This window comes from Kitasatospora paranensis (genome assembly GCF_039544005.1).
GTDB lineage: Bacteria > Actinomycetota > Actinomycetes > Streptomycetales > Streptomycetaceae > Kitasatospora > Kitasatospora paranensis.
The window spans coordinates 3,860,192-3,876,739 of the sequence record NZ_BAABKV010000001.1 but is presented as its reverse complement, the minus strand read 5'-3'; the positions used below and the strand labels follow the sequence as shown (position 1 = coordinate 3,876,739).

Sequence of the window (16,548 nt, the reverse complement as noted above, 5' to 3'; positions counted from 1 at the left end):
CGGTGGCGTGCTGCCCCGGTTAACGGACCGCATCCGCCGGACCACCCGGGCGGCGGGCGCACAATGGGCCGGTGAGCCTGTTGCGACGAGACAAGAACAAGAACCCCGCCGACCGGGTCGTCACCCTGATCGGCAAGCCCGGCTGCCACCTGTGCGACGACGCCCGCGCGATCCTGCTGCGGGTGACCGCCGAGCTCGGCGCGGCCTTCGAGGAGAAGGACATCACCCAGGACGAGGCGCTGCACCACACCTACGCCGAGCAGATCCCGGTGACCTTGATCGACGGCCGGCAGCACGACTTCTGGCGGGTCGACGAGCGCCGGCTGCGGGCTGCGCTCGGGGCCTGACCGCGCGCCGCGCCGGGCCTCGGCGACGGACGGACCAGGGGTACCACCCCCGCCGAACGGGGGTGGTACCCCAAATCGTTGCCGAGAAAATGAAGATCACCTGATCTCCCGGTGATTTTGTCGGCTTACGATCGAGTCTGTTTCGTGTCCGCCGGGGGCCTGCAGGCGAAGGAGAAGACCGATGGGCGGCTATGCCGTCGTCGACGTCGAGGCCACCGGCCGCAGCCCCTGGCGTCACCGGGTGGTCGAGGTCGCCGTCGTCCTGCTGGACGGCGCTCTGCGCACCGAGCAGGCCTTCAGCACGCTGGTCGACCCGGTCGGCCCGGTCGGGCCCACCCACGTGCACCGGATCGCCCAGGAGGACGTGGTCGGCGCCCCGCGGTTCCGCGAGATCGCCCCCCACCTGCTGGAACTGCTCGCCGGGCGGGTCATGGTCGGCCACCACGTCAGCTGTGACCAGGCGTTCCTGGAGCGCGAGTTCGCCCGGATCGGGGTCCCGCTGCCGGACGTCCCGCTGCTCTGCACCATGCGCCTGGCCCGCAGCCACCTGCCCGGGGCCGTCGGTCACGGCCTCTCCGCCTGCGTCGCGGCGGCCGGACTCGGCCGGTACGCGGCGCACACCGCGCTGGGCGACGCCCGGGCCGCGGCCGACCTGCTCCGTCACTACGTGCGCGCGGACGCGCTGACCGGTGCCGAGCGCGGCGGGCCGCTGCGCGAGGCCGCCCTGATCCCCTGGCCGCGGCTCGGCCGGGCCCGATCGCTCGGGCCCGAGGGGGCCGTGCCCCAGCTGCGCCGGCAGGCCCCGCCCGGCCCCCGGCTGCCGGACACCGTCGGTGTGCGATCGGTTCCGATCGCCCGGAGCGGTGAGTGATGCGCATCACTGTGCAGGGACAAATCGGACACCATCTTTGTGCACACGTTCACAAACGCATAGCCTGGCTGCCTAAGCCCAGCTTCACCCTCGGGAGCACCGTGGCAATCGGCCGACCCACCCAGAGCAGTTCGCAGGCGCCCGACACCGGCGCCGCGCGCCGACCGTCGCGTGCCCGCGGCATCCCGGAGGCGACGGTCGCCCGCCTGCCCCTGTACCTGCGCGCGCTGACCGCGCTCTCCGAGCGCTCCGTACCGACGGTCTCCTCCGAGGAGCTCGCCGCCGCCGCCGGGGTCAACTCGGCGAAGCTCCGCAAGGACTTCTCCTACCTCGGGTCCTACGGCACCCGGGGCGTCGGCTACGACGTCGAGTACCTGGTCTACCAGATCTCCCGTGAGCTGGGTCTCACCCAGGACTGGCCGGTCGTCATCGTCGGCATCGGCAACCTCGGCCACGCGCTCGCCAACTACGGCGGCTTCGCCTCGCGGGGCTTCCGGGTGGCCGCCCTGCTCGACGCCGACCCCGGCGTCGTCGGCTCCACCGCGGCCGGGCTGCCGGTGCGCCACATGGACGAACTGGAATCCATCGTGGAGACCCAGCAGGTCTCCATCGGCGTCATCACCACCCCGCCGGGCGCCGCCCAGCAGGTCTGCGACCGCCTCGTCGAGTCCGGCGTCACCAGCATCCTCAACTTCGCGCCGACCGTGCTGACCGTGCCGGACGGCGTCGACGTGCGCAAGGTCGACCTCTCCATAGAGCTTCAGATCCTCGCCTTCCACGAGCAGCGCAAGGCCGGCGAGGAGCCCGACCGCACCGACTCCGTCCTGGACCGCGCGCCCGGCCCCGTCCGCGCCGCGGCGGCCAAGCTGCGCCGGGCGGCCGGCGGCACCGCCAAGGCCGAGCCGGCCAAGAGCACCGCCGCCAAGACGGCCAAGGCCACCCAGCCCCCGCCGGCGGCGAGGGCGACCTCTCGGCGGTGATGCCGGCATGAGCCTGCTCGTCGTCGGACTGAGCCACCGCACCGCCCCGGTCGGCGTGCTGGAGCGCGCCGCCCTCACCGGCGAGGTCCCCACCCGCCTGCTGCACGACGCGGCCGCCTCCTCGGCGGTCGCCGAGGCCGCCCTGGTCAACACCTGCAACCGGATCGAGCTCTACGCCGACGTGGACAAGTTCCACGCCGGGGTCGCCGAGCTGTCGCTGCTGCTCGCCCACCACAGCGGTGTCGACCTGGAGGAGCTCACCTCCCACCTGTACGTCCACTACGAGGACCGCGCCGTCCACCACCTGTTCTCGGTGGCCTGCGGCCTGGACTCGATGGTCGTCGGCGAGGGCCAGATCCTCGGCCAGCTGCGCGACGCGCTTGCCCGCGCCCAGGAGGAGCACACCGCCGGCCGGGGCCTCAACGAGCTCTTCCAGCAGGCGCTGCGGGTCGGCAAGCGCGCGCACAGCGAGACCGGCATCGACAAGGCCGGCCAGTCCCTGGTCACCTTCGGCCTGGAGCAGATCGCGGCGGCGACCGGCGAGATCGCCGGCAAGCGCGCCCTGGTCGTCGGCGCAGGCTCGATGAGCTCGCTCGCCGCCGCCACCCTGGCCCGGGCCGGCGTCACCGACCTGCTGATCGCCAACCGCACCCCCGAGCGGGCCGAGCGGCTCGCCACCGTCCTGGGCGGCGCGGCCCGCACCGTCGACTTCGCCAAGGTCCCGCAGGCGCTCGCCGACGTCGACCTGGTGATCTCCTGTACCGGCGCGGCCGGCGTGGTGATCGGCGCCGGGGACGTCGCCGCCGCCGTCGCCGAGCGGTCCGCGGCCGCCCCGCTGGCCTTCCTCGACCTCGCCATGCCGCGGGACGTCGACCACGACGTGCACGAGGTGGCCGGCGCGCTGCTGGTCGACCTGGAGAGCCTGTCCCACGCGCACGCCGCCACCCCCGGCGCCGGCGACGTGGACGCCGTCACGGGGATCGTCTCCGACGAGGTCGCCGCCTTCGGCGCCGCCCAGCGCGCGGCCCGGATCGCCCCCACCGTGGTCGCGCTCCGCTCGATGGCCTCCGACGTGGTCATCGGCGAGCTCGCCCGGCTCGAATCCAGGCTCCCCGACCTCGACGACCGCACCCGCGCCGAGGTCGGCCAGACCGTGCGCCGCGTCGTCGACAAGCTCCTGCACGCCCCGACCGTGCGGGTCAAGCAGCTCGCGGCCGAGCCCGGCGGCGCCTCGTACGCCGACGCGCTGCGCGAGCTCTTCGATCTCGACCCGGCGGCGGTGCAGGCCGTCTCGGGCACGCCGGCAGCGTCGCCGGCCGGCCACACCGCCCCCGGCGGAGCGGCCTGATGAACCCCACCACCCCCACCGGCACGACCTGGACGAGCACCTCATGAATGGTCAACTGAGCAGCACTCGGGGCGACTCCGAGCCCCCGCTGCGTCTCGGCACCCGTCGCAGCGCCCTCGCCATGGCGCAGTCCGGCATGGTCGCCCGCGAGGTCACCCGGGTCACCGGCCGCCCGGTCGAACTGGTCGAGATCACGACGTACGGCGACACCTCCCGCGAGGCCCTCGCGCAGATCGGCGGCACCGGGGTCTTCGTCTCCGCGCTGCGCGACGCGCTGCTGGAGGGCCGGATCGACCTCGCCGTGCACTCCCTCAAGGACCTCCCCACCGCCGCCCCGGCGGGCCTGCTGCTGGCGGCCGTCCCCGAGCGCGAGGACGTCCGCGACGCCCTGGTCGCGGCCGAGGGCCTCGCCCTCGGCGAACTCGTGGAGAAGGTCGCCGGCGCCGGCCGCACCACCCGGGTCGGCACCGGCTCCCCGCGCCGGATGGCCCAGCTCAACGCCTGGGCCGCGGCCCGCGGCGCCGCGCTGGAGACCGTCGCGATACGCGGCAACGTCGACACCCGGATCGGCTACGTCGCCGCCGGCGAACTCGACGCGGTGGTGCTCGCCGCAGCCGGTCTCAACCGGCTCGGACGGCACGCCGAGATCAGTGAGCACCTCGACCCCGAGCTGATGCTCCCGGCCCCCGGCCAGGGCGCGCTCGCCGTCGAGTGCGTCGACGCCGGCCTGGCCGCGCAGCTGGCCGCCCTCGACCACCGGCCCACCCGGGCCGCCGTGGTCGCCGAGCGCGCCCTGCTCGCCGCCCTGGAGGCCGGCTGCTCCGCCCCCGTCGCGGCCCTCGCGACCTGGCAGGGCACCGAACTGCGGCTGGAGGGCGTGGTCGGCACCGTCGACGGCGCCACCCTGCTGAGGACGACCGCCGCCGGTCCGATCGTCCCCGACGGGACGGCCGAGGAGCAGGCCGCGGCCCTGGGCCGCGCGCTCGCCGCCCGGCTGCTCGAACAGGGAGCGGCCGGCCTGATGGGGGAGCGCGCCCTGTGAACGAGCGGACCACCGGGGCTTCCCCGGCCGACGGCAGGGGAGAACCGATGAGGAAGGCGCCTGGCACAGCCACGGCCCGAGCGAAGCGAAGGGCGGGAGCATGAGCCCCACCGCCGCCACCAGCCCGTCCCCCGGCCCGGTCCCGTCGACCGGCCGCTGCACCTTCCTGGGCGCGGGCCCGGGTGACCCGGGCCTGCTGACCCTGCGGGCGGTCGACGTGCTGGCCTCGGCCGACATCCTGATCGCCGACCCGCTCACCGCCGCGGCCGTGCGGACGCACTGCCCGGCCGGCGTCCAGGTGCACAGCCCCGCCGAGGAGCGCGACCTCGACGTCGCCAAGCTCGTCGCGGACGCCGTGCGGGCCGGCCGCCACGTGGTGCGCACCGTCGACGGCGACCCCGGCCTCGACGGCTGCGCCGCCGAGGAGATGCTCTGCTGCGCGAGCGCCGAGATCCCCTTCGAGGTGATCCCGGGCGTCGCCCAGTCGGTCGGCGTGCCGGCCTACGCGGGCGTGCCGCTGCGCGGCAGCCAGGGCGCCGACGTGCGCTTCGTGGACGCCGCCGCACTGCTCGGCGGCGGTCCGGTCGACCTCGGCGCCGCGGAGACCACCCTGGTCGTCCGGACGACGCTGGGCCAGCTGCCGGCCACCGCCTCCGCGCTGGTCGCCAACGGCCGCAAGCCGGACGCCCCGCTGTCGGCGACGCTCTCCGGCACCACCACCCGCCAGCGGACGTTCACCGCCACGCTGGCCACGATCGCCGCGGACCTGAAGGCGGCCCGGGTGCTGCCCTCGCCGGTGTCGGCGCCGGTCGACCCGGCGACCTCGGTGATAGCCGTGGTGGGCCAGCAGGTCGCCCACCGGGCCTCGCACTCGTGGTTCGAGACCAAGCCGCTGTTCGGCTGGAACGTCCTCGTCCCGCGCACCAAGGAGCAGGCGCACGGCCTCTCCGACCAGCTGCGCGGCTACGGCGCCGTCCCGCAGGAGGTGCCGACCATCGCGGTGGAGCCCCCGCGCACCCCGCAGCAGATGGAGCGCGCCATCAAGGGCCTGGTGACGGGCCGCTACGAGTGGATCGCGTTCACCTCGGTCAACGCCGTGAAGGCCGTCCGGGAGAAGTTCGAGGAGTACGGGCTGGACGCCCGGGCGTTCGCCGGCATCAAGGTCGCGGCGGTCGGCGAGACCACCGCCCAGGCGCTGGTCGACTTCGGCGTGAAGCCCGACCTGGTGCCCTCCGGCGAGCAGTCCGCGGCCGGCCTGCTGGAGGACTGGCCGCCGTACGACCCGGTGTTCGACCCGATCGACCGGGTGCTGCTGCCGCGGGCCGACATCGCCACCGAGACGCTGGTGGCGGGTCTGGTCGAGCTCGGCTGGGAGGTGGACGACGTGACGGCGTACCGCACCGTGCGCGCCTCGCCGCCGCCGGCCGAGACCCGTGAGGCGATCAAGGGCGGCGGCTTCGACGCGGTGCTGTTCACCTCGTCGTCCACGGTGCGGAACCTGGTCGGCATCGCCGGCAAGCCGCACAACGTGACGGTCATCGCCTGCATCGGCCCGGCCACCGCCAAGACCGCCGAGGAGCACGGCCTGCGGGTCGACGTGATGGCGCCCGCGCCGTCCGCCGCCGCGCTGGCGCAGGCCCTCGCGGACTTCGGCGCCAAGCGCCGGGACACCGCGGTCGCCGCCGGCGAGCCGGTCTACCGGCCCAGCGAGCGCCGTCCCGGGTCGCGCCGCAAGGCCGCCCGCTGACCACCCGCAGGGGAGGCCCAGGAGCCTCCCCTGCGGTCGCATCAGTCAGGAGAGAGAAGCACGTGTCCGCCCAATTCCCGGTCGTACGCCCGCGCCGCCTCCGCTCGACCCCGGCCATGCGCCGCCTGGTCGCCGAGACCCGCCTGCACCCGGCCGAGCTGATCCTTCCCGCTTTCGTCCGCGAGGGCATCGCCGAGCCGAAGCCGATCACCTCGATGCCCGGTGTCGTCCAGCACACCCGCGACACCCTGCGCAGGGCCGCCGTCGAGGCCGCCGAGGCGGGCCTGGGCGGCATCATGCTGTTCGGCGTACCCGAGGAGCAGGACGCGGTCGGCAGCGAGGGCACCAACCCGGACGGCATCCTGCAGCTGGCGATCCGCGACGTGGTCGCGGAGGTCGGTGACGCGCTGGTGGTGATGTCCGACCTGTGCCTGGACGAGTACACCGACCACGGCCACTGCGGGGTGCTCGCCGCGGACGGCTCGGTCGACAACGACGCCACCCTGGAGCGCTACGCCGAGATGGCCGTGGTGCAGGCCGACGCGGGCGTCCACCTGGTCGGCCCGTCCGGCATGATGGACGGTCAGATCGGCGTCGTCCGCCGGGCACTGGACGCGGCGGGCCACCAGGACACCGGCATCCTCGCCTACACCGCCAAGTACGCCTCCGCCTTCTTCGGCCCGTTCCGGGAGGCCGTGGGCTCGTCGCTGCAGGGCGACCGCAAGACCTACCAGCAGGACCCGGCCAACGCCCGCGAGTCGCTGCGCGAGCTGGCGCAGGACGTGGCCGAGGGCGCCGACATGGTGATGGTGAAGCCCGCCATGGCGTACCTGGACGTGCTGCGGCAGGTCGCCGATGCCTCGCCGGTGCCGGTCTCCGCCTACCAGGTCTCCGGCGAGTACGCGATGGTCGAGGCCGCCGCCGCCAACGGCTGGGTGGACCGCGAGCGCATGATCCTGGAGACGCTCACCTCGATCCGCCGGGCCGGGGCCGAGCAGATCCTCACCTACTGGGCCGTCGAGGCCGCCCGGATGATCGGGTAGCCCCACCCCGCGCAACGCAGGAGGCCGGGCCGCGGAACACCCCGCGGCCCGGCCTCCTGCGTGTCGGCGTCAGCCGATGTGGGCCTCGCCGTCGGCGCCGCCGCCGACCGCCGTGCTGGTCGCCCAGCCCCACTTCTGACCGGCCACCGCGATGTGGCTGGTCTCCGCCCAGCCGTGCTGCTCGCCCGCGACGAAGGGCTCGTCCGCGGTGGCGATCAGCGTGCCGCCACCGCCCGCGTCGACGTGGGCGTACGCGGGGCCGCGACCCCGGCGACGGCGATCGCGCCGACGGTGGTCAGCAGGGCCTTGGCCAGCATGCTCTTCATGGAGACGTCCTCTCTTCGGCAGTGGCCGAGGGCTCCGGACCGGGCCCGGCGCACTGCGTGGCAGTGACTCATGGTGATCACATCGGGGTGTCCGGCCCCCGCCGTACGCGCCGCGGTGGCGCGGCGTCACCCGATTGCGTCGGCGGGCCCGCTGTGCGGTGCGGGCCGGCCACCGGGGTCGGCGCGCGCCACCGGCGGCGGCGTACGGCCGGGGTCGGACGGACACAGCAGACCGCCGGGCCCGAGGAGCTGTTCCCCCGGACCCGGCGGCAGTTCGACCGGCAGGATCAGCCGATCAGGTGGGACACGCCGCCGTCGCCGCTGCCCACGGTGTTCTGACCCACGACGCAGGTCTGCTTGGGCTGGTTGTTGAGGACCGGGACCTCGATCGGAACGGCGAGGCCGATGACCGCGCCGACCGCGATGTTGTGGACCTCGGGCAGGCAGAGGTTCGGGTTGTCCAGCGTGTGGTAGTTCGGGCTGTGGTCGCCCTCGGTGCCGGTGGCGTTGGTGCCACCGTTGCCCTGGAGGGAGGTGGCGGCACCGTCGGCGTCGCCGATGGCCATCGCGGGGAGGCGACCATGGCGACACCGGCGGCGGCGACGCCGGCGGCGGCGAGAGCCTTCTTGATCATTTCAGGTTCCTTCTTCGGATCTTCTGATGGAGTGGAGCCTCGGCCCGGTGCGTGGCTCGTACCGGGCCTGGGGAGCGGCCGGCCGGGGGAGCGGCCGGACCGGGGTATCAGGGGGCGGGAGCGGGACTCCCGGGCGGAGCGGTGGGGCCGGCGTCAGCCGATCAGGTGGGACACGCCGCCGTCGCCGCTGCCGATGGTGCCGTCGCCGACCACGCAGGTCTGCTTCGGCTGGTTGTTCAGGGCGTCGACCTCGACCGGGACGGCCACACCGAGGACGGCCACACCGACGTTGTGGATCTCGGGGAGGCAGACGTTCGGGTTGTCGGCGAAGTGGAAGTTGGGGCTGTGGTTGCCCCATGTCCCGGTGGCGTTGGTGCCGCCGTTGCCCTGGATCGAGGCGGTGGAGCCGTCCGCGTCGCCGATCGCGCTCGCCGGGGCGGCGGCGGTGGCCAGGGCGGCCGCGGCCAGTCCGAGGCCCGCGAAGGTCTTCTTCAGCATGGGGAGATACCTCTCTGAAAAGCTCGGGTGCGCCGGCTCGGCGGCCGTGCCCGGTATTCGTTGGATTCCGGTCGCACCGCAACGAGCTGCGACATCCGGTTCAAAGAATGACGGGCGGGAAAGTTACGCAGATTCTTCGCAGACGTCTGATGGATCATCACCTCGGCGGTATTCCAGTCGGACTATTACTCCGTACCGGTTAACCGTCGCAATCCTGCCGTGCGTCGGTCGTTGCGCAGATTGCTTTTCCGCACAGCTCTCGTACGCACAGCTCTCGGACAGAACGGTGAATAGCATGAAGCTCTCCAAGCGGGCGACCGGCGCCCTGCTGATCGCGGTCGGCGCCGGCGTCGTCGGTGCCCAGGGCGCGGCCCAGGCGCGGCCGATGACCCCGGGCGAGGTGGCGTCCGTCGAGGACGGCCTGGCCGGCCGGGAGGTGCCGTTCACCGTGCCGCTGCCGCTGCTCACCCAGGACGGCCGGGTCACCGGCGGCCTCCCCGCCTCGCCGCTCCAGCCGCCGGTGCCGGTGGAGCACCCCGGCCAGCAGCTCGTCCCGGACCGCATCGTCCCCGCCCTCAACACCGGCCGGGTCGGCCCGGAGCTCGACGCCGTCGTGCCGCTGCCGGTGGCCGACCGGGGCGCCGACCTCGGCCAGGCCGTACTGGCGATGCCGGCCGCCCCGCTGCACACCGCCGGGCCGGCCCTGGAGCTGGGCCAGCCCGTCCGCTACGCGGCCGACCACAGCGGGGAGTTCGCCGACGGCGCGCTCTCCTTCGGCGAGCTCGACCCGCAGGTGGTGACCGCCCCGGTGCAGGCGGTTCCGGGTGCCAAGGCCTCGCTCGGCGGGAACGACCAGAAGGTCTCCGCCACCGAGGTGCTCGGCAACCTCGGTGCCGCCGCCACCCAGGTCGCCACCGACGCCTTCGCGCAGCCGGGCGCCTGACGGTTCGTCCGTCCGAGCCACGCGCAGGAGCCCGGCACCCCGAGGGGGCCGGGCTCCTGCACGTGCGGGCGGGGCGGTCAGCCGGGCAGGACGCCCAGCAGCGGGCCGACGGCGGGCAGGCTCTGCGCCCCGCCGCCGCCGCTGAGCGGATCGGTCAGCGTGGAGGTGGCGACCGGGCCGACACCGTTGTCGGGCTCCACCGAGACGCCGTTGTTGAACACGTCGGCCGATGACTGCGCCCACGGGTCGAGCCGGAGGTTCTTCACCGGTGCCACCGCGTAGCCGAGCGCTCCGGTGGTGCCGTCGACCAGCCGGCCGGGGTCGGTGGACTGCAGGTGGGCGGTGGGCTGCGGCAGGCCGGGCCGGGCCTCGGCCGTCGAGACGTCGGCGGAGGCGGGTGCGGCCGCGGCGCCCACCGCGACGGCGGCGCCGAGGGCGGCCAACAGGCCGGCACCGGTGGTCTTCAGCACCATGGGAGGTGGATCCTTCGGTCGGGACGGGCGGTGGTTCGCGCAGGCCGGCGCGGGGCGGTCGTGCGGGCCGCCCGCGGCCTACGCCGACGGCCCCCGGCCGCGGGGCCGGGGGCGGCACGGGTGAGGTGCGCGGATCGCGGCGGATCAGCAGTCCGCGTCGTCGACCTGCGGGGCGTCCACGTTGGCGCAGGAGTTGCCGAACGCCGGGTTCAGCAGGCCGATCACGTTGACGGAGTTGCCGCAGACGTTGACCGGGACGTGCACCGGGACCTGGAGCTGGTTGCCGGAGAGCACGCCGGGCGAGCCCGCCGCGACGCCCTCGGCACCGGAGCTGGCGCTGGCGGCGCCCGCGCCGGCCAGCACGATGCCGGCGGCGGCGGAGAGGACGGCGGCCTTCTTCACGTTCTGCATGGGAGTCGATCTCCTAGATCAGGGAGGGTGCGCCGCGCCCCGCAGAGCGGGACGCGGCGCGGGCACTGCCGGATCAGCTACCGCTGATTCAGCCGACGTTGGCGCAGGAGTTGCCGAACGCCGGGTTCAGGGCGCCGATGACGTCGACGGTGTTGCCGCACAGGTTGACCGGGACGTGCACCGGGACCTGGATCAGGTTGCCGGAGAGCACGCCGGGCGAGCCCGCCGCGACACCCTCGGCACCGGAGCTGGCGGCAGCCACGCCGGCGCCGGAGGCGACCAGGCCGGCGGCGGCGATGGTGAGGACAGCGGCCTTCTTGATGTTGCGCATGGGAATTCTTCCTCCGAGTTTCTGCCCGACAGTCGGAAGGTCGGGAGCCGGGCGAATCAGTATCATCACCCGATGTTTCGTCAATTCACCGTGATTGTCACTCACGCGGCCCAACTGGCGCGTGTCGCCCGTGGCTTGGGCGAGTCTGCGGACCGCATTCGACGCTGCGCCCGCCACCATTCCCCGCACGGTCGGGAATTGGTCGCACCGCGGCGCGTCCGGCGGGTCGGAGCACCGCTCCGCCGGGAGTTCTGGGCCGGTTGTGGACCGGCCTGCCGCGGCCGCTCGCACGGCGGCCGCGGGGTCAGGCGTTGACGCAGGCGTTGCCGAACGCCGGGTTGAGCAGACCGATCACGTTCACGGTGTTGCCGCAGACGTTCACCGGGACGTGCACCGGGATCTGGATCAGGTTGCCGGAGAGCACGCCGGGGGAGTTGGTGGCGACACCCTCGGCCGACGCGCCGTGGGCGGACGCGGCGGCGGCGCCGCCGAGCAGCATGGCCGCAGCGGCCACCGTGCCGAACGCGCCGTGGGCGATCTTGCGCATGGTGCAGTCTCTTTCTGTTCGCGAGGCCCGGCCCCGCCGGAGCGGTCGCAGGTGCGGACCGCGGGGAGCGGGTGGGCCGATCCGGCGGGGCCGGGTCGGTGGTGCCGTGTTCGTGAGGAAGAACGAGCCGGCGGCCCCGGGGAAACGGGCTGATTTCGCGATCACCCGAATGCCTTCACTGCTGCGAACGGGTGAATGTGACGGCTCGTTCGGTACCCGCTCCGCAGGGGCTCGTTGGGCCCGGTGCACGCCCTGTGCGCTTCCCTGCCGAGTCCGCTCGGCAGCTGGAGGCTGTGAAGACAGTGAAGAACGAGGAGACTCTTATGAGCGTCAAGAAGGTCGCCGCCGTCGGCGCCGCCGTTGTGGGCATCGTGGCTGCCGGTGCCGGCTCCGCCATGGCGAGCAGCGGTGCCGAGGGCGTCGCGGCCGGTTCCCCGGGTGTCGCCTCGGGCAACAGCATCCAGGTGCCGGTGCACATCCCGGTCAACGTCTGCGGCAACTCGATCGACGTGATCGGCCTGCTGAACCCGGCGTTCGGCAACTCCTGCGCCAACGTCGGCTGACCGGGCAACCCGCCTGACCGACCGTCCGACGGTCGATTCCGCGACATCCGGGCCGCCGCCCCGTTCCCTCCTCCTGGAACGCGGGCGGCGGCCCTGTCGTGTGCCCGGAGGGCGCCCGAGCGGGTCGGAGTGCCGCTGTCGCGAGCCTTGTTGCGTTACTTGTCAGTACCTAACATGTGAGCCGGGCTCACATTTGGCGAACCGGTCCCCGCACCGGCGACCGACCCTGCCCGGGCCCGGCACGTCGCACCCCCGCACCGCGCACGTCCGCACCGCGCACTCCCCGGAACAGCGCACTCCCCGGTACAGCGCAGCCCCGCACCGCACGCACCCCCTCCGTTCCGCCGGCCCCGCCGTGCGGTCCCCCACCCTCCTGAGGAGCCACGCGTGATCAGGTCATCCATACCCGGTCTCCGGCGATGTCGGCCGGCCGCCCTGCTGGCCTCCGCCGCGCTCGCCGCGGCACTGGGCCTCGGCGGCGTCCAGGCCGCACCGCCCGCCCGGGCCGCCGACGGCGCGGCCGCCGCCGACCGGCCGGCCGCGGTGGTCGCCCTCGGCGACAGCGCCATCTCGGGCGAAGGCGCCGGCACGGACACCGGCGACGACTACCTGCCCGGCACGGACACCCCCGGCAACTACTGCCACCGCTCGGCCAGGTCGGAGATCTTCGTGACCGGCCTCGCCGGTGTGACCCCGGTCGACCTGGCCTGCTCCGGCGCCCAGACCGGCGACCTGGTCAGCGACCCCGAACTGGCGAAGATCACCGGAGGTGGCAGCGGCGACTTCGGCGAGCCCAAGCAGGACGTCCAACTCGCCAAGGCCGCAGCCCAGTACGACATCAAGATGGTGGTCGTCACGATCGGCGCCAACGACGACTTCGACTTCTCCGGCATCATGCTCGGCTGCCTCGGCCAGTACTTCCCGATCCCCAAGTCCCAGGGCTGCCGCGACACCATCGGCACTCCGGAGATCGTCCAGCGGGCGGAGCGCGTCAAGCCCAAGGTGGTGGCCGCGCTGACGAACATCCGCGCCACCATGCGCCGGGCCGGCTACGACGACGGCTCCTACCAGCTCGTCTACCAGTCGTACTTCACCCCGATCACGCCCGACATCAGGCGCAACGACTACCTCGGCAAGATCGCCGACGGCTGTCCGGCCCTCCCCGAGGACCTCGCCTGGGGCCACAACCTGGTCGTCCCGACGTTCAGCGACGCGCTGCGCCAGGCCGCCTCGCAGGTCCCCGGGGTGCGCTACCTCGACCAGCGGCGGGTCAGCTACGGCCACGAGGTGTGCGCGGAGTGGACCAGTTCGCCGTACGAGTACACCAACGGCGACGTCATCGACACCTCGGAGCGCACCCGCAACGGCTGCGACCAGGAGATCGGCATCCCGGGCGTGTGCATGAACATGGTCCGGCAGTCCTACCACCTCCGGGTGGCCGGCTACCGCGGTGAGGCGGTCTGCCTGGCGCAGTTCTACGGGCAGCCGGCGCTCAAGGAGGCGTTCTGCTCGCTGGACGACCGGAACACCACCTCCATCACCGCGCTCACCCCCGGCCGCCCCTTCCCGGACACCCCGGAGGACGGCTCCTGGTACCAGTTCACCAACGCGGCGAACGGCAAGGTGCTGGACTTCGCGGGCGGCGGCACCTACGGCGACGCGACCAACGGCCGGCCGGCCATCACCTATCCGGCCACCGGCGGGCTCAACCAGTCGTTCGTGCTGGAGGCCAAGGCCGGCGGCACCTTCGAGGTCGACTTCAGCGGCAACCGCGCCATGTGCCTGGACGCCACCGGGGGTTCCACCGCGGTCGGCACGCGCATCGAGCAGTGGCGCTGCAACGGGGGCGGGAACCAGCATTGGGCCCTCGTCCCGGCCGGCGACGGGCTCTACACGATCGCCGACTCGCAGGACCGCGGCAAGGTCCTGGCCGCCACCGGCGACCTCGACGGCCAGGGCAACCCGCTGGTGGCGCTCGCCGCCGCCACCGGGGCGCCCGCCCAGCTCTGGCGGCCGACCAGGCTCGGCATCGTCTACCTGCCCTGACCCCCGTCCGCACCCAGGTGTGCGGCGATCGACTCCGGCAGCGGGTAGGGCCGCTCTGCGGGCAGCAGAGCGGCCTCCCGCTCCCGGTGCAGGCGGCGGGCCAGCGCCGTCACGTCCTCGATCGCGGTGATCCACTCGTCCGCGTACCGGGCCACCGCCTCGCCGCGCAGACCCAGCTGCAGGGACCGCCAGGGCAGTGCCTGCAGCCGCAGGTCGCGCTCCGGGTCCCACTGCACCCGGACGGCGCCCCGGCGCACCTCGCGCCGCCAGGCGTCCCGCGAGCGGTACCGTTCGGCGTCGTACGAGCTCGGCACCGCCCGGGCCAGCGCCCACTCGAAGCCCTCGCGGCGCACGGTGACCGCCAGCACCCGCTCCTGCCCGGCGGTGCGGGCCCAGTCGCTGCGGTGCATCATCCACAGGAACGACGGCTTCACCCAGGTCATCCGGCCGCGGTCGAACGCGGCGGGGAACCGCCCGTCGGCCGCCGCGGGCCCGGCGATCTCCGGCGCGAAGGCCTGGTAGAGCGTGACCGTGTCGTCGGTGTAGGCGGCCCGGATCTGCCGCAGCGGTGTTCTCACCCCGCCATGCTGCCGCCCGGCGACCCCCGGGCCCAGCCGATTTCCCCCGCGTGCCCGGATCGGCCGCGGCAGGATCGGGTAGGGTGGCCAACCCGCGACGGACGCACCATGCGCATCGCACGGATCGAGGAGGTGGGACCCATCACCGCTCCAGCAGGCCGGGTGCTCTCCTCGACCGACCCGGCGGCCTCCCAGGGCTTCTGAAGAGCCCGGCCGCGAGAGCACCCTTCGGTGTCCGAAAGGCTCTCATGTCCGTACGTCCCACCCCGCTCTCCCCGTCCGCCGTCGTCAGCGCGCTGCGCGCGGCCGGCTGCGTCTTCGCCGAGGACGAGGCCGAGTTGATCCTCGCCAACGCCCGCACACCCGAAGGGCTCGCCGCCATGGTGCAGCGCCGGGTGGACGGCCTTCCGCTCGAACACGTCCTCGGCTGGGCCGAGTTCTGCGGCCTGCGGGTCGCCGTGGACGTGGGCGTGTTCGTCCCCCGCCGGCGTACCGAGTTCCTCGTGCGCCGGGCGGTGGCGCTGGCGCCACCGCACCCCGTCGTGGTCGATCTCTGCTGCGGCAGCGGCGCTCTGGGGGCCGCCCTGGCCGCCGCGCTGGACCCGGCCGAACTGCACGCCGCCGACATCGAACCGGCCGCCGTCCGCTGCGCCCGGCGCAACATCGCCCGCTGGCGCGGCGTCGCCCACGAGGGCGACCTCTACGCGGCGCTGCCCGCCGCGCTGCGCGGGCGGGTCGACCTCCTGGTCGCCAACACGCCGTACGTGCCCACGGATTCGGTCGCCCTGCTGCCCGCCGAGGCGCGGCTGCACGAACCGCTGGTGGCCCTCGACGGCGGCGCGGACGGCCTGGACGTGCAGCGGCGGGTGGCGGCCGGCGCCCACGACTGGCTGGCCCCGGGCGGGCACCTTCTGGTGGAGGCCTCCGAGGCCCAGGCGCCCGCCGCCGCAGCGGTGTTCGAGGCGTCCGGGCTGGCGGCGCAGGTGCTCTCCTGCGACGAGCTGTACGCCACCGTGGTGATCGGCACCCGGCCGGCCGGCTGAGCCCCGGGGCGGTCACCGCGGCGGCAGGTGCCCGGTGACCGCCTTCCAGCGCTTGCGGACGGCCTCCAGCTCCTCCCGGGCGAGGGCCGCCCGGTCCTCCGCGCGGTGCCGCGTGCGGATCCGCTCCGCCTCCGCGCGGGCCCGGGCCACGGCGGTGGTGTCGGCGCGTATCCGGTCCAGCCGCACCTCGCCGTCCGCGACCCGGCCCGGGTGGACCTCGGCGTGGCGCTCCGCGTGCGGGACGGTGTCGGTGATCCGGTCGGCGAACCGGCGGACGTCGTCCTCGTCGAAGTCCTTCCGGGAGAAGGTCACTTCCGTCGCCCGGCCGCGCGGCGGCCGCAGCCGCAGCCGCCATCCGCCGCCGTAGCCGCGGACGCTGACGTCGATCCCCGCGAGGGGGAACTGCTGCCGGCCCGCGATCAGCACGCGCTCGTGCAGCACCACCGTGCCCAGCGTGTCCAGCTCGCGGCCGGGGCCGGGGTCGCGCAGCTCGGCGAGTTCGGCCTCGGCGGCGGCCACCCGCTGCCGGTACTCGGCCTCCCGGCCGCGGACCTGGGCGTCGGCCTCCGTCCGCTCGCGGTTCTCCGTCCGGACTTCCGTGCGGACGCGCCGACGCGCCGCGGTGAGGTCGTCCCGGAGGGCGGCGTACTCGGTCCCGAACGCGCACTCCCGGCCGCCCGGGTAGCGGTGCAGGCGCCAGCCGAGACCGGCACCGCCCGCGAGGACGGCGAGCATGACCCATCCGATGGCCGCCATACCCGCCCCTTTCGCCGAGCC

19 protein-coding genes are annotated in these 16,548 nt (G+C 74.2%); 11 read left to right on the top strand and 8 right to left on the bottom strand.

The annotated features are described in order from the left end of the window. Window positions 1-71 precede the first annotated feature (71 nt). The 7 genes from ABEB13_RS18620 to hemB all read left to right on the top strand — a co-directional run bounded on the left by ABEB13_RS18620 (window position 72) and on the right by hemB (window position 7,378). A complete protein-coding gene (locus ABEB13_RS18620; RefSeq protein WP_345706397.1) occupies window positions 72-347 on the top strand; it encodes a glutaredoxin family protein in 276 nt (91 codons plus the stop codon). A gap of 181 nt (window positions 348-528) precedes the next feature. Next, window positions 529-1,218 (top strand): 3'-5' exonuclease, encoded by a 690-nt coding sequence (locus tag ABEB13_RS18615; RefSeq protein ID WP_345706396.1) that lies wholly within the window; start codon window positions 529-531, stop codon window positions 1,216-1,218. A gap of 107 nt (window positions 1,219-1,325) precedes the next feature. Then, complete coding sequence (locus ABEB13_RS18610; protein ID WP_345709722.1) at window positions 1,326-2,198, top strand: redox-sensing transcriptional repressor Rex; 873 nt, start codon at window positions 1,326-1,328, stop codon at window positions 2,196-2,198. 7 nt (window positions 2,199-2,205) lie between these two features. Beyond that, on the top strand, window positions 2,206-3,546 hold the full coding sequence (locus tag ABEB13_RS18605) for a glutamyl-tRNA reductase (protein ID WP_345706395.1): 1,341 nt from the start codon (window positions 2,206-2,208) through the stop codon (window positions 3,544-3,546). Window positions 3,547-3,589: 43 nt separating this feature from the next. Beyond that, entirely contained in the window at window positions 3,590-4,588 is a 999-nt protein-coding gene (gene hemC / locus ABEB13_RS18600) for a hydroxymethylbilane synthase (RefSeq protein ID WP_345706394.1), read from the top strand. Window positions 4,589-4,688: 100 nt separating this feature from the next. After that, the gene (locus ABEB13_RS18595) at window positions 4,689-6,335 is read left to right on the top strand and encodes a bifunctional uroporphyrinogen-III C-methyltransferase/uroporphyrinogen-III synthase (RefSeq protein WP_345706393.1); all 1,647 of its coding nucleotides are present in this window, start codon (window positions 4,689-4,691) and stop codon (window positions 6,333-6,335) included. A gap of 62 nt (window positions 6,336-6,397) precedes the next feature. Next, window positions 6,398-7,378, top strand: coding sequence for a porphobilinogen synthase (hemB, locus tag ABEB13_RS18590; protein WP_345706392.1), 981 nt, complete (start codon window positions 6,398-6,400; stop codon window positions 7,376-7,378). A 613-nt stretch (window positions 7,379-7,991) separates the two neighbouring features. Here hemB and ABEB13_RS18585 read toward each other — a convergent pair. Both ABEB13_RS18585 and ABEB13_RS18580 read right to left on the bottom strand, forming a co-directional pair. Further along, a complete protein-coding gene (locus ABEB13_RS18585; protein WP_345706391.1) occupies window positions 7,992-8,270 on the bottom strand; it encodes a rodlet layer protein in 279 nt (92 codons plus the stop codon). Between the two features lie 221 nt (window positions 8,271-8,491). Further along, window positions 8,492-8,836 carry a rodlet layer protein gene (locus ABEB13_RS18580; RefSeq protein ID WP_100889663.1) on the bottom strand — a complete coding sequence of 115 codons (345 nt, stop codon included), beginning with the start codon at window positions 8,834-8,836 and terminating at the stop codon, window positions 8,492-8,494. 295 nt (window positions 8,837-9,131) lie between these two features. Between ABEB13_RS18580 and ABEB13_RS18575 the strand changes: the two genes are divergently transcribed. Then, window positions 9,132-9,779: a hypothetical protein gene (locus ABEB13_RS18575; protein WP_345706390.1), complete on the top strand. Its 648-nt coding sequence runs from the start codon at window positions 9,132-9,134 to the stop codon at window positions 9,777-9,779. 77 nt (window positions 9,780-9,856) lie between these two features. On the opposite strand, the gene ABEB13_RS18570 is transcribed toward ABEB13_RS18575, so the two are convergent. The 4 genes from ABEB13_RS18570 to ABEB13_RS18555 all read right to left on the bottom strand — a co-directional run bounded on the left by ABEB13_RS18570 (window position 9,857) and on the right by ABEB13_RS18555 (window position 11,541). Continuing rightward, complete coding sequence (locus tag ABEB13_RS18570; protein ID WP_100889665.1) at window positions 9,857-10,252, bottom strand: hypothetical protein; 396 nt, start codon at window positions 10,250-10,252, stop codon at window positions 9,857-9,859. Between the two features lie 144 nt (window positions 10,253-10,396). Next, window positions 10,397-10,663, bottom strand: a complete 267-nt coding sequence (locus ABEB13_RS18565) for a chaplin (RefSeq protein ID WP_345706389.1) — start codon at window positions 10,661-10,663, stop codon at window positions 10,397-10,399. An 88-nt stretch (window positions 10,664-10,751) separates the two neighbouring features. Beyond that, window positions 10,752-10,994 (bottom strand): chaplin, encoded by a 243-nt coding sequence (locus ABEB13_RS18560; RefSeq protein ID WP_100889667.1) that lies wholly within the window; start codon window positions 10,992-10,994, stop codon window positions 10,752-10,754. A gap of 304 nt (window positions 10,995-11,298) precedes the next feature. Further along, window positions 11,299-11,541 carry a chaplin gene (locus tag ABEB13_RS18555; RefSeq protein ID WP_345706388.1) on the bottom strand — a complete coding sequence of 81 codons (243 nt, stop codon included), beginning with the start codon at window positions 11,539-11,541 and terminating at the stop codon, window positions 11,299-11,301. A 323-nt stretch (window positions 11,542-11,864) separates the two neighbouring features. On the opposite strand from ABEB13_RS18555, the gene ABEB13_RS18550 reads away from it, so the two are divergent. After that, complete coding sequence (locus ABEB13_RS18550; RefSeq protein WP_100889669.1) at window positions 11,865-12,104, top strand: chaplin; 240 nt, start codon at window positions 11,865-11,867, stop codon at window positions 12,102-12,104. A gap of 387 nt (window positions 12,105-12,491) precedes the next feature. Beyond that, window positions 12,492-14,150, top strand: a complete 1,659-nt coding sequence (locus tag ABEB13_RS18545; protein ID WP_345706387.1) for an RICIN domain-containing protein — start codon at window positions 12,492-12,494, stop codon at window positions 14,148-14,150. Here the strand turns inward: ABEB13_RS18545 and ABEB13_RS18540 are convergent. Then, window positions 14,138-14,728, bottom strand: a complete 591-nt coding sequence (locus ABEB13_RS18540; protein WP_345706386.1) for a DUF4291 domain-containing protein — start codon at window positions 14,726-14,728, stop codon at window positions 14,138-14,140. The genes ABEB13_RS18545 and ABEB13_RS18540 overlap by 13 nt on opposite strands. A gap of 248 nt (window positions 14,729-14,976) precedes the next feature. Between ABEB13_RS18540 and ABEB13_RS18535 the strand changes: the two genes are divergently transcribed. After that, a complete protein-coding gene (locus tag ABEB13_RS18535) occupies window positions 14,977-15,771 on the top strand; it encodes a putative protein N(5)-glutamine methyltransferase (RefSeq protein ID WP_345706385.1) in 795 nt (264 codons plus the stop codon). 12 nt (window positions 15,772-15,783) lie between these two features. Here the strand turns inward: ABEB13_RS18535 and ABEB13_RS18530 are convergent, their stop codons facing one another. Further along, on the bottom strand, window positions 15,784-16,527 hold the full coding sequence (locus ABEB13_RS18530) for a hypothetical protein (protein ID WP_345706384.1): 744 nt from the start codon (window positions 16,525-16,527) through the stop codon (window positions 15,784-15,786). Window positions 16,528-16,548 lie beyond the last annotated feature (21 nt).

What these genes read in the sequence shown, in the direction of transcription:
- ABEB13_RS18615 (WP_345706396.1), top strand. Translation starts at nt 529, where the DNA reads ATGGGCGGCTATGCCGTCGTCGACGTCGAGGCCACCGGCCGCAGCCCC.
- ABEB13_RS18560 (WP_100889667.1), bottom strand. Translation starts at nt 10,994, where the DNA reads ATGCGCAACATCAAGAAGGCCGCTGTCCTCACCATCGCCGCCGCCGGC.
- ABEB13_RS18550 (WP_100889669.1), top strand. Translation starts at nt 11,865, where the DNA reads ATGAGCGTCAAGAAGGTCGCCGCCGTCGGCGCCGCCGTTGTGGGCATC.
- ABEB13_RS18585 (WP_345706391.1), bottom strand. Translation starts at nt 8,270, where the DNA reads ATGGCCATCGGCGACGCCGACGGTGCCGCCACCTCCCTCCAGGGCAAC.
- ABEB13_RS18535 (WP_345706385.1), top strand. Translation starts at nt 14,977, where the DNA reads ATGTCCGTACGTCCCACCCCGCTCTCCCCGTCCGCCGTCGTCAGCGCG.
- ABEB13_RS18565 (WP_345706389.1), bottom strand. Translation starts at nt 10,663, where the DNA reads ATGCAGAACGTGAAGAAGGCCGCCGTCCTCTCCGCCGCCGCCGGCATC.
- ABEB13_RS18570 (WP_100889665.1), bottom strand. Translation starts at nt 10,252, where the DNA reads ATGGTGCTGAAGACCACCGGTGCCGGCCTGTTGGCCGCCCTCGGCGCC.
- ABEB13_RS18605 (WP_345706395.1), top strand. Translation starts at nt 2,206, where the DNA reads ATGAGCCTGCTCGTCGTCGGACTGAGCCACCGCACCGCCCCGGTCGGC.
- hemC (WP_345706394.1), top strand. Translation starts at nt 3,590, where the DNA reads ATGAATGGTCAACTGAGCAGCACTCGGGGCGACTCCGAGCCCCCGCTG.
- ABEB13_RS18530 (WP_345706384.1), bottom strand. Translation starts at nt 16,527, where the DNA reads ATGGCGGCCATCGGATGGGTCATGCTCGCCGTCCTCGCGGGCGGTGCC.
- ABEB13_RS18575 (WP_345706390.1), top strand. Translation starts at nt 9,132, where the DNA reads ATGAAGCTCTCCAAGCGGGCGACCGGCGCCCTGCTGATCGCGGTCGGC.
- ABEB13_RS18580 (WP_100889663.1), bottom strand. Translation starts at nt 8,836, where the DNA reads ATGCTGAAGAAGACCTTCGCGGGCCTCGGACTGGCCGCGGCCGCCCTG.
- ABEB13_RS18555 (WP_345706388.1), bottom strand. Translation starts at nt 11,541, where the DNA reads ATGCGCAAGATCGCCCACGGCGCGTTCGGCACGGTGGCCGCTGCGGCC.
- ABEB13_RS18595 (WP_345706393.1), top strand. Translation starts at nt 4,689, where the DNA reads ATGAGCCCCACCGCCGCCACCAGCCCGTCCCCCGGCCCGGTCCCGTCG.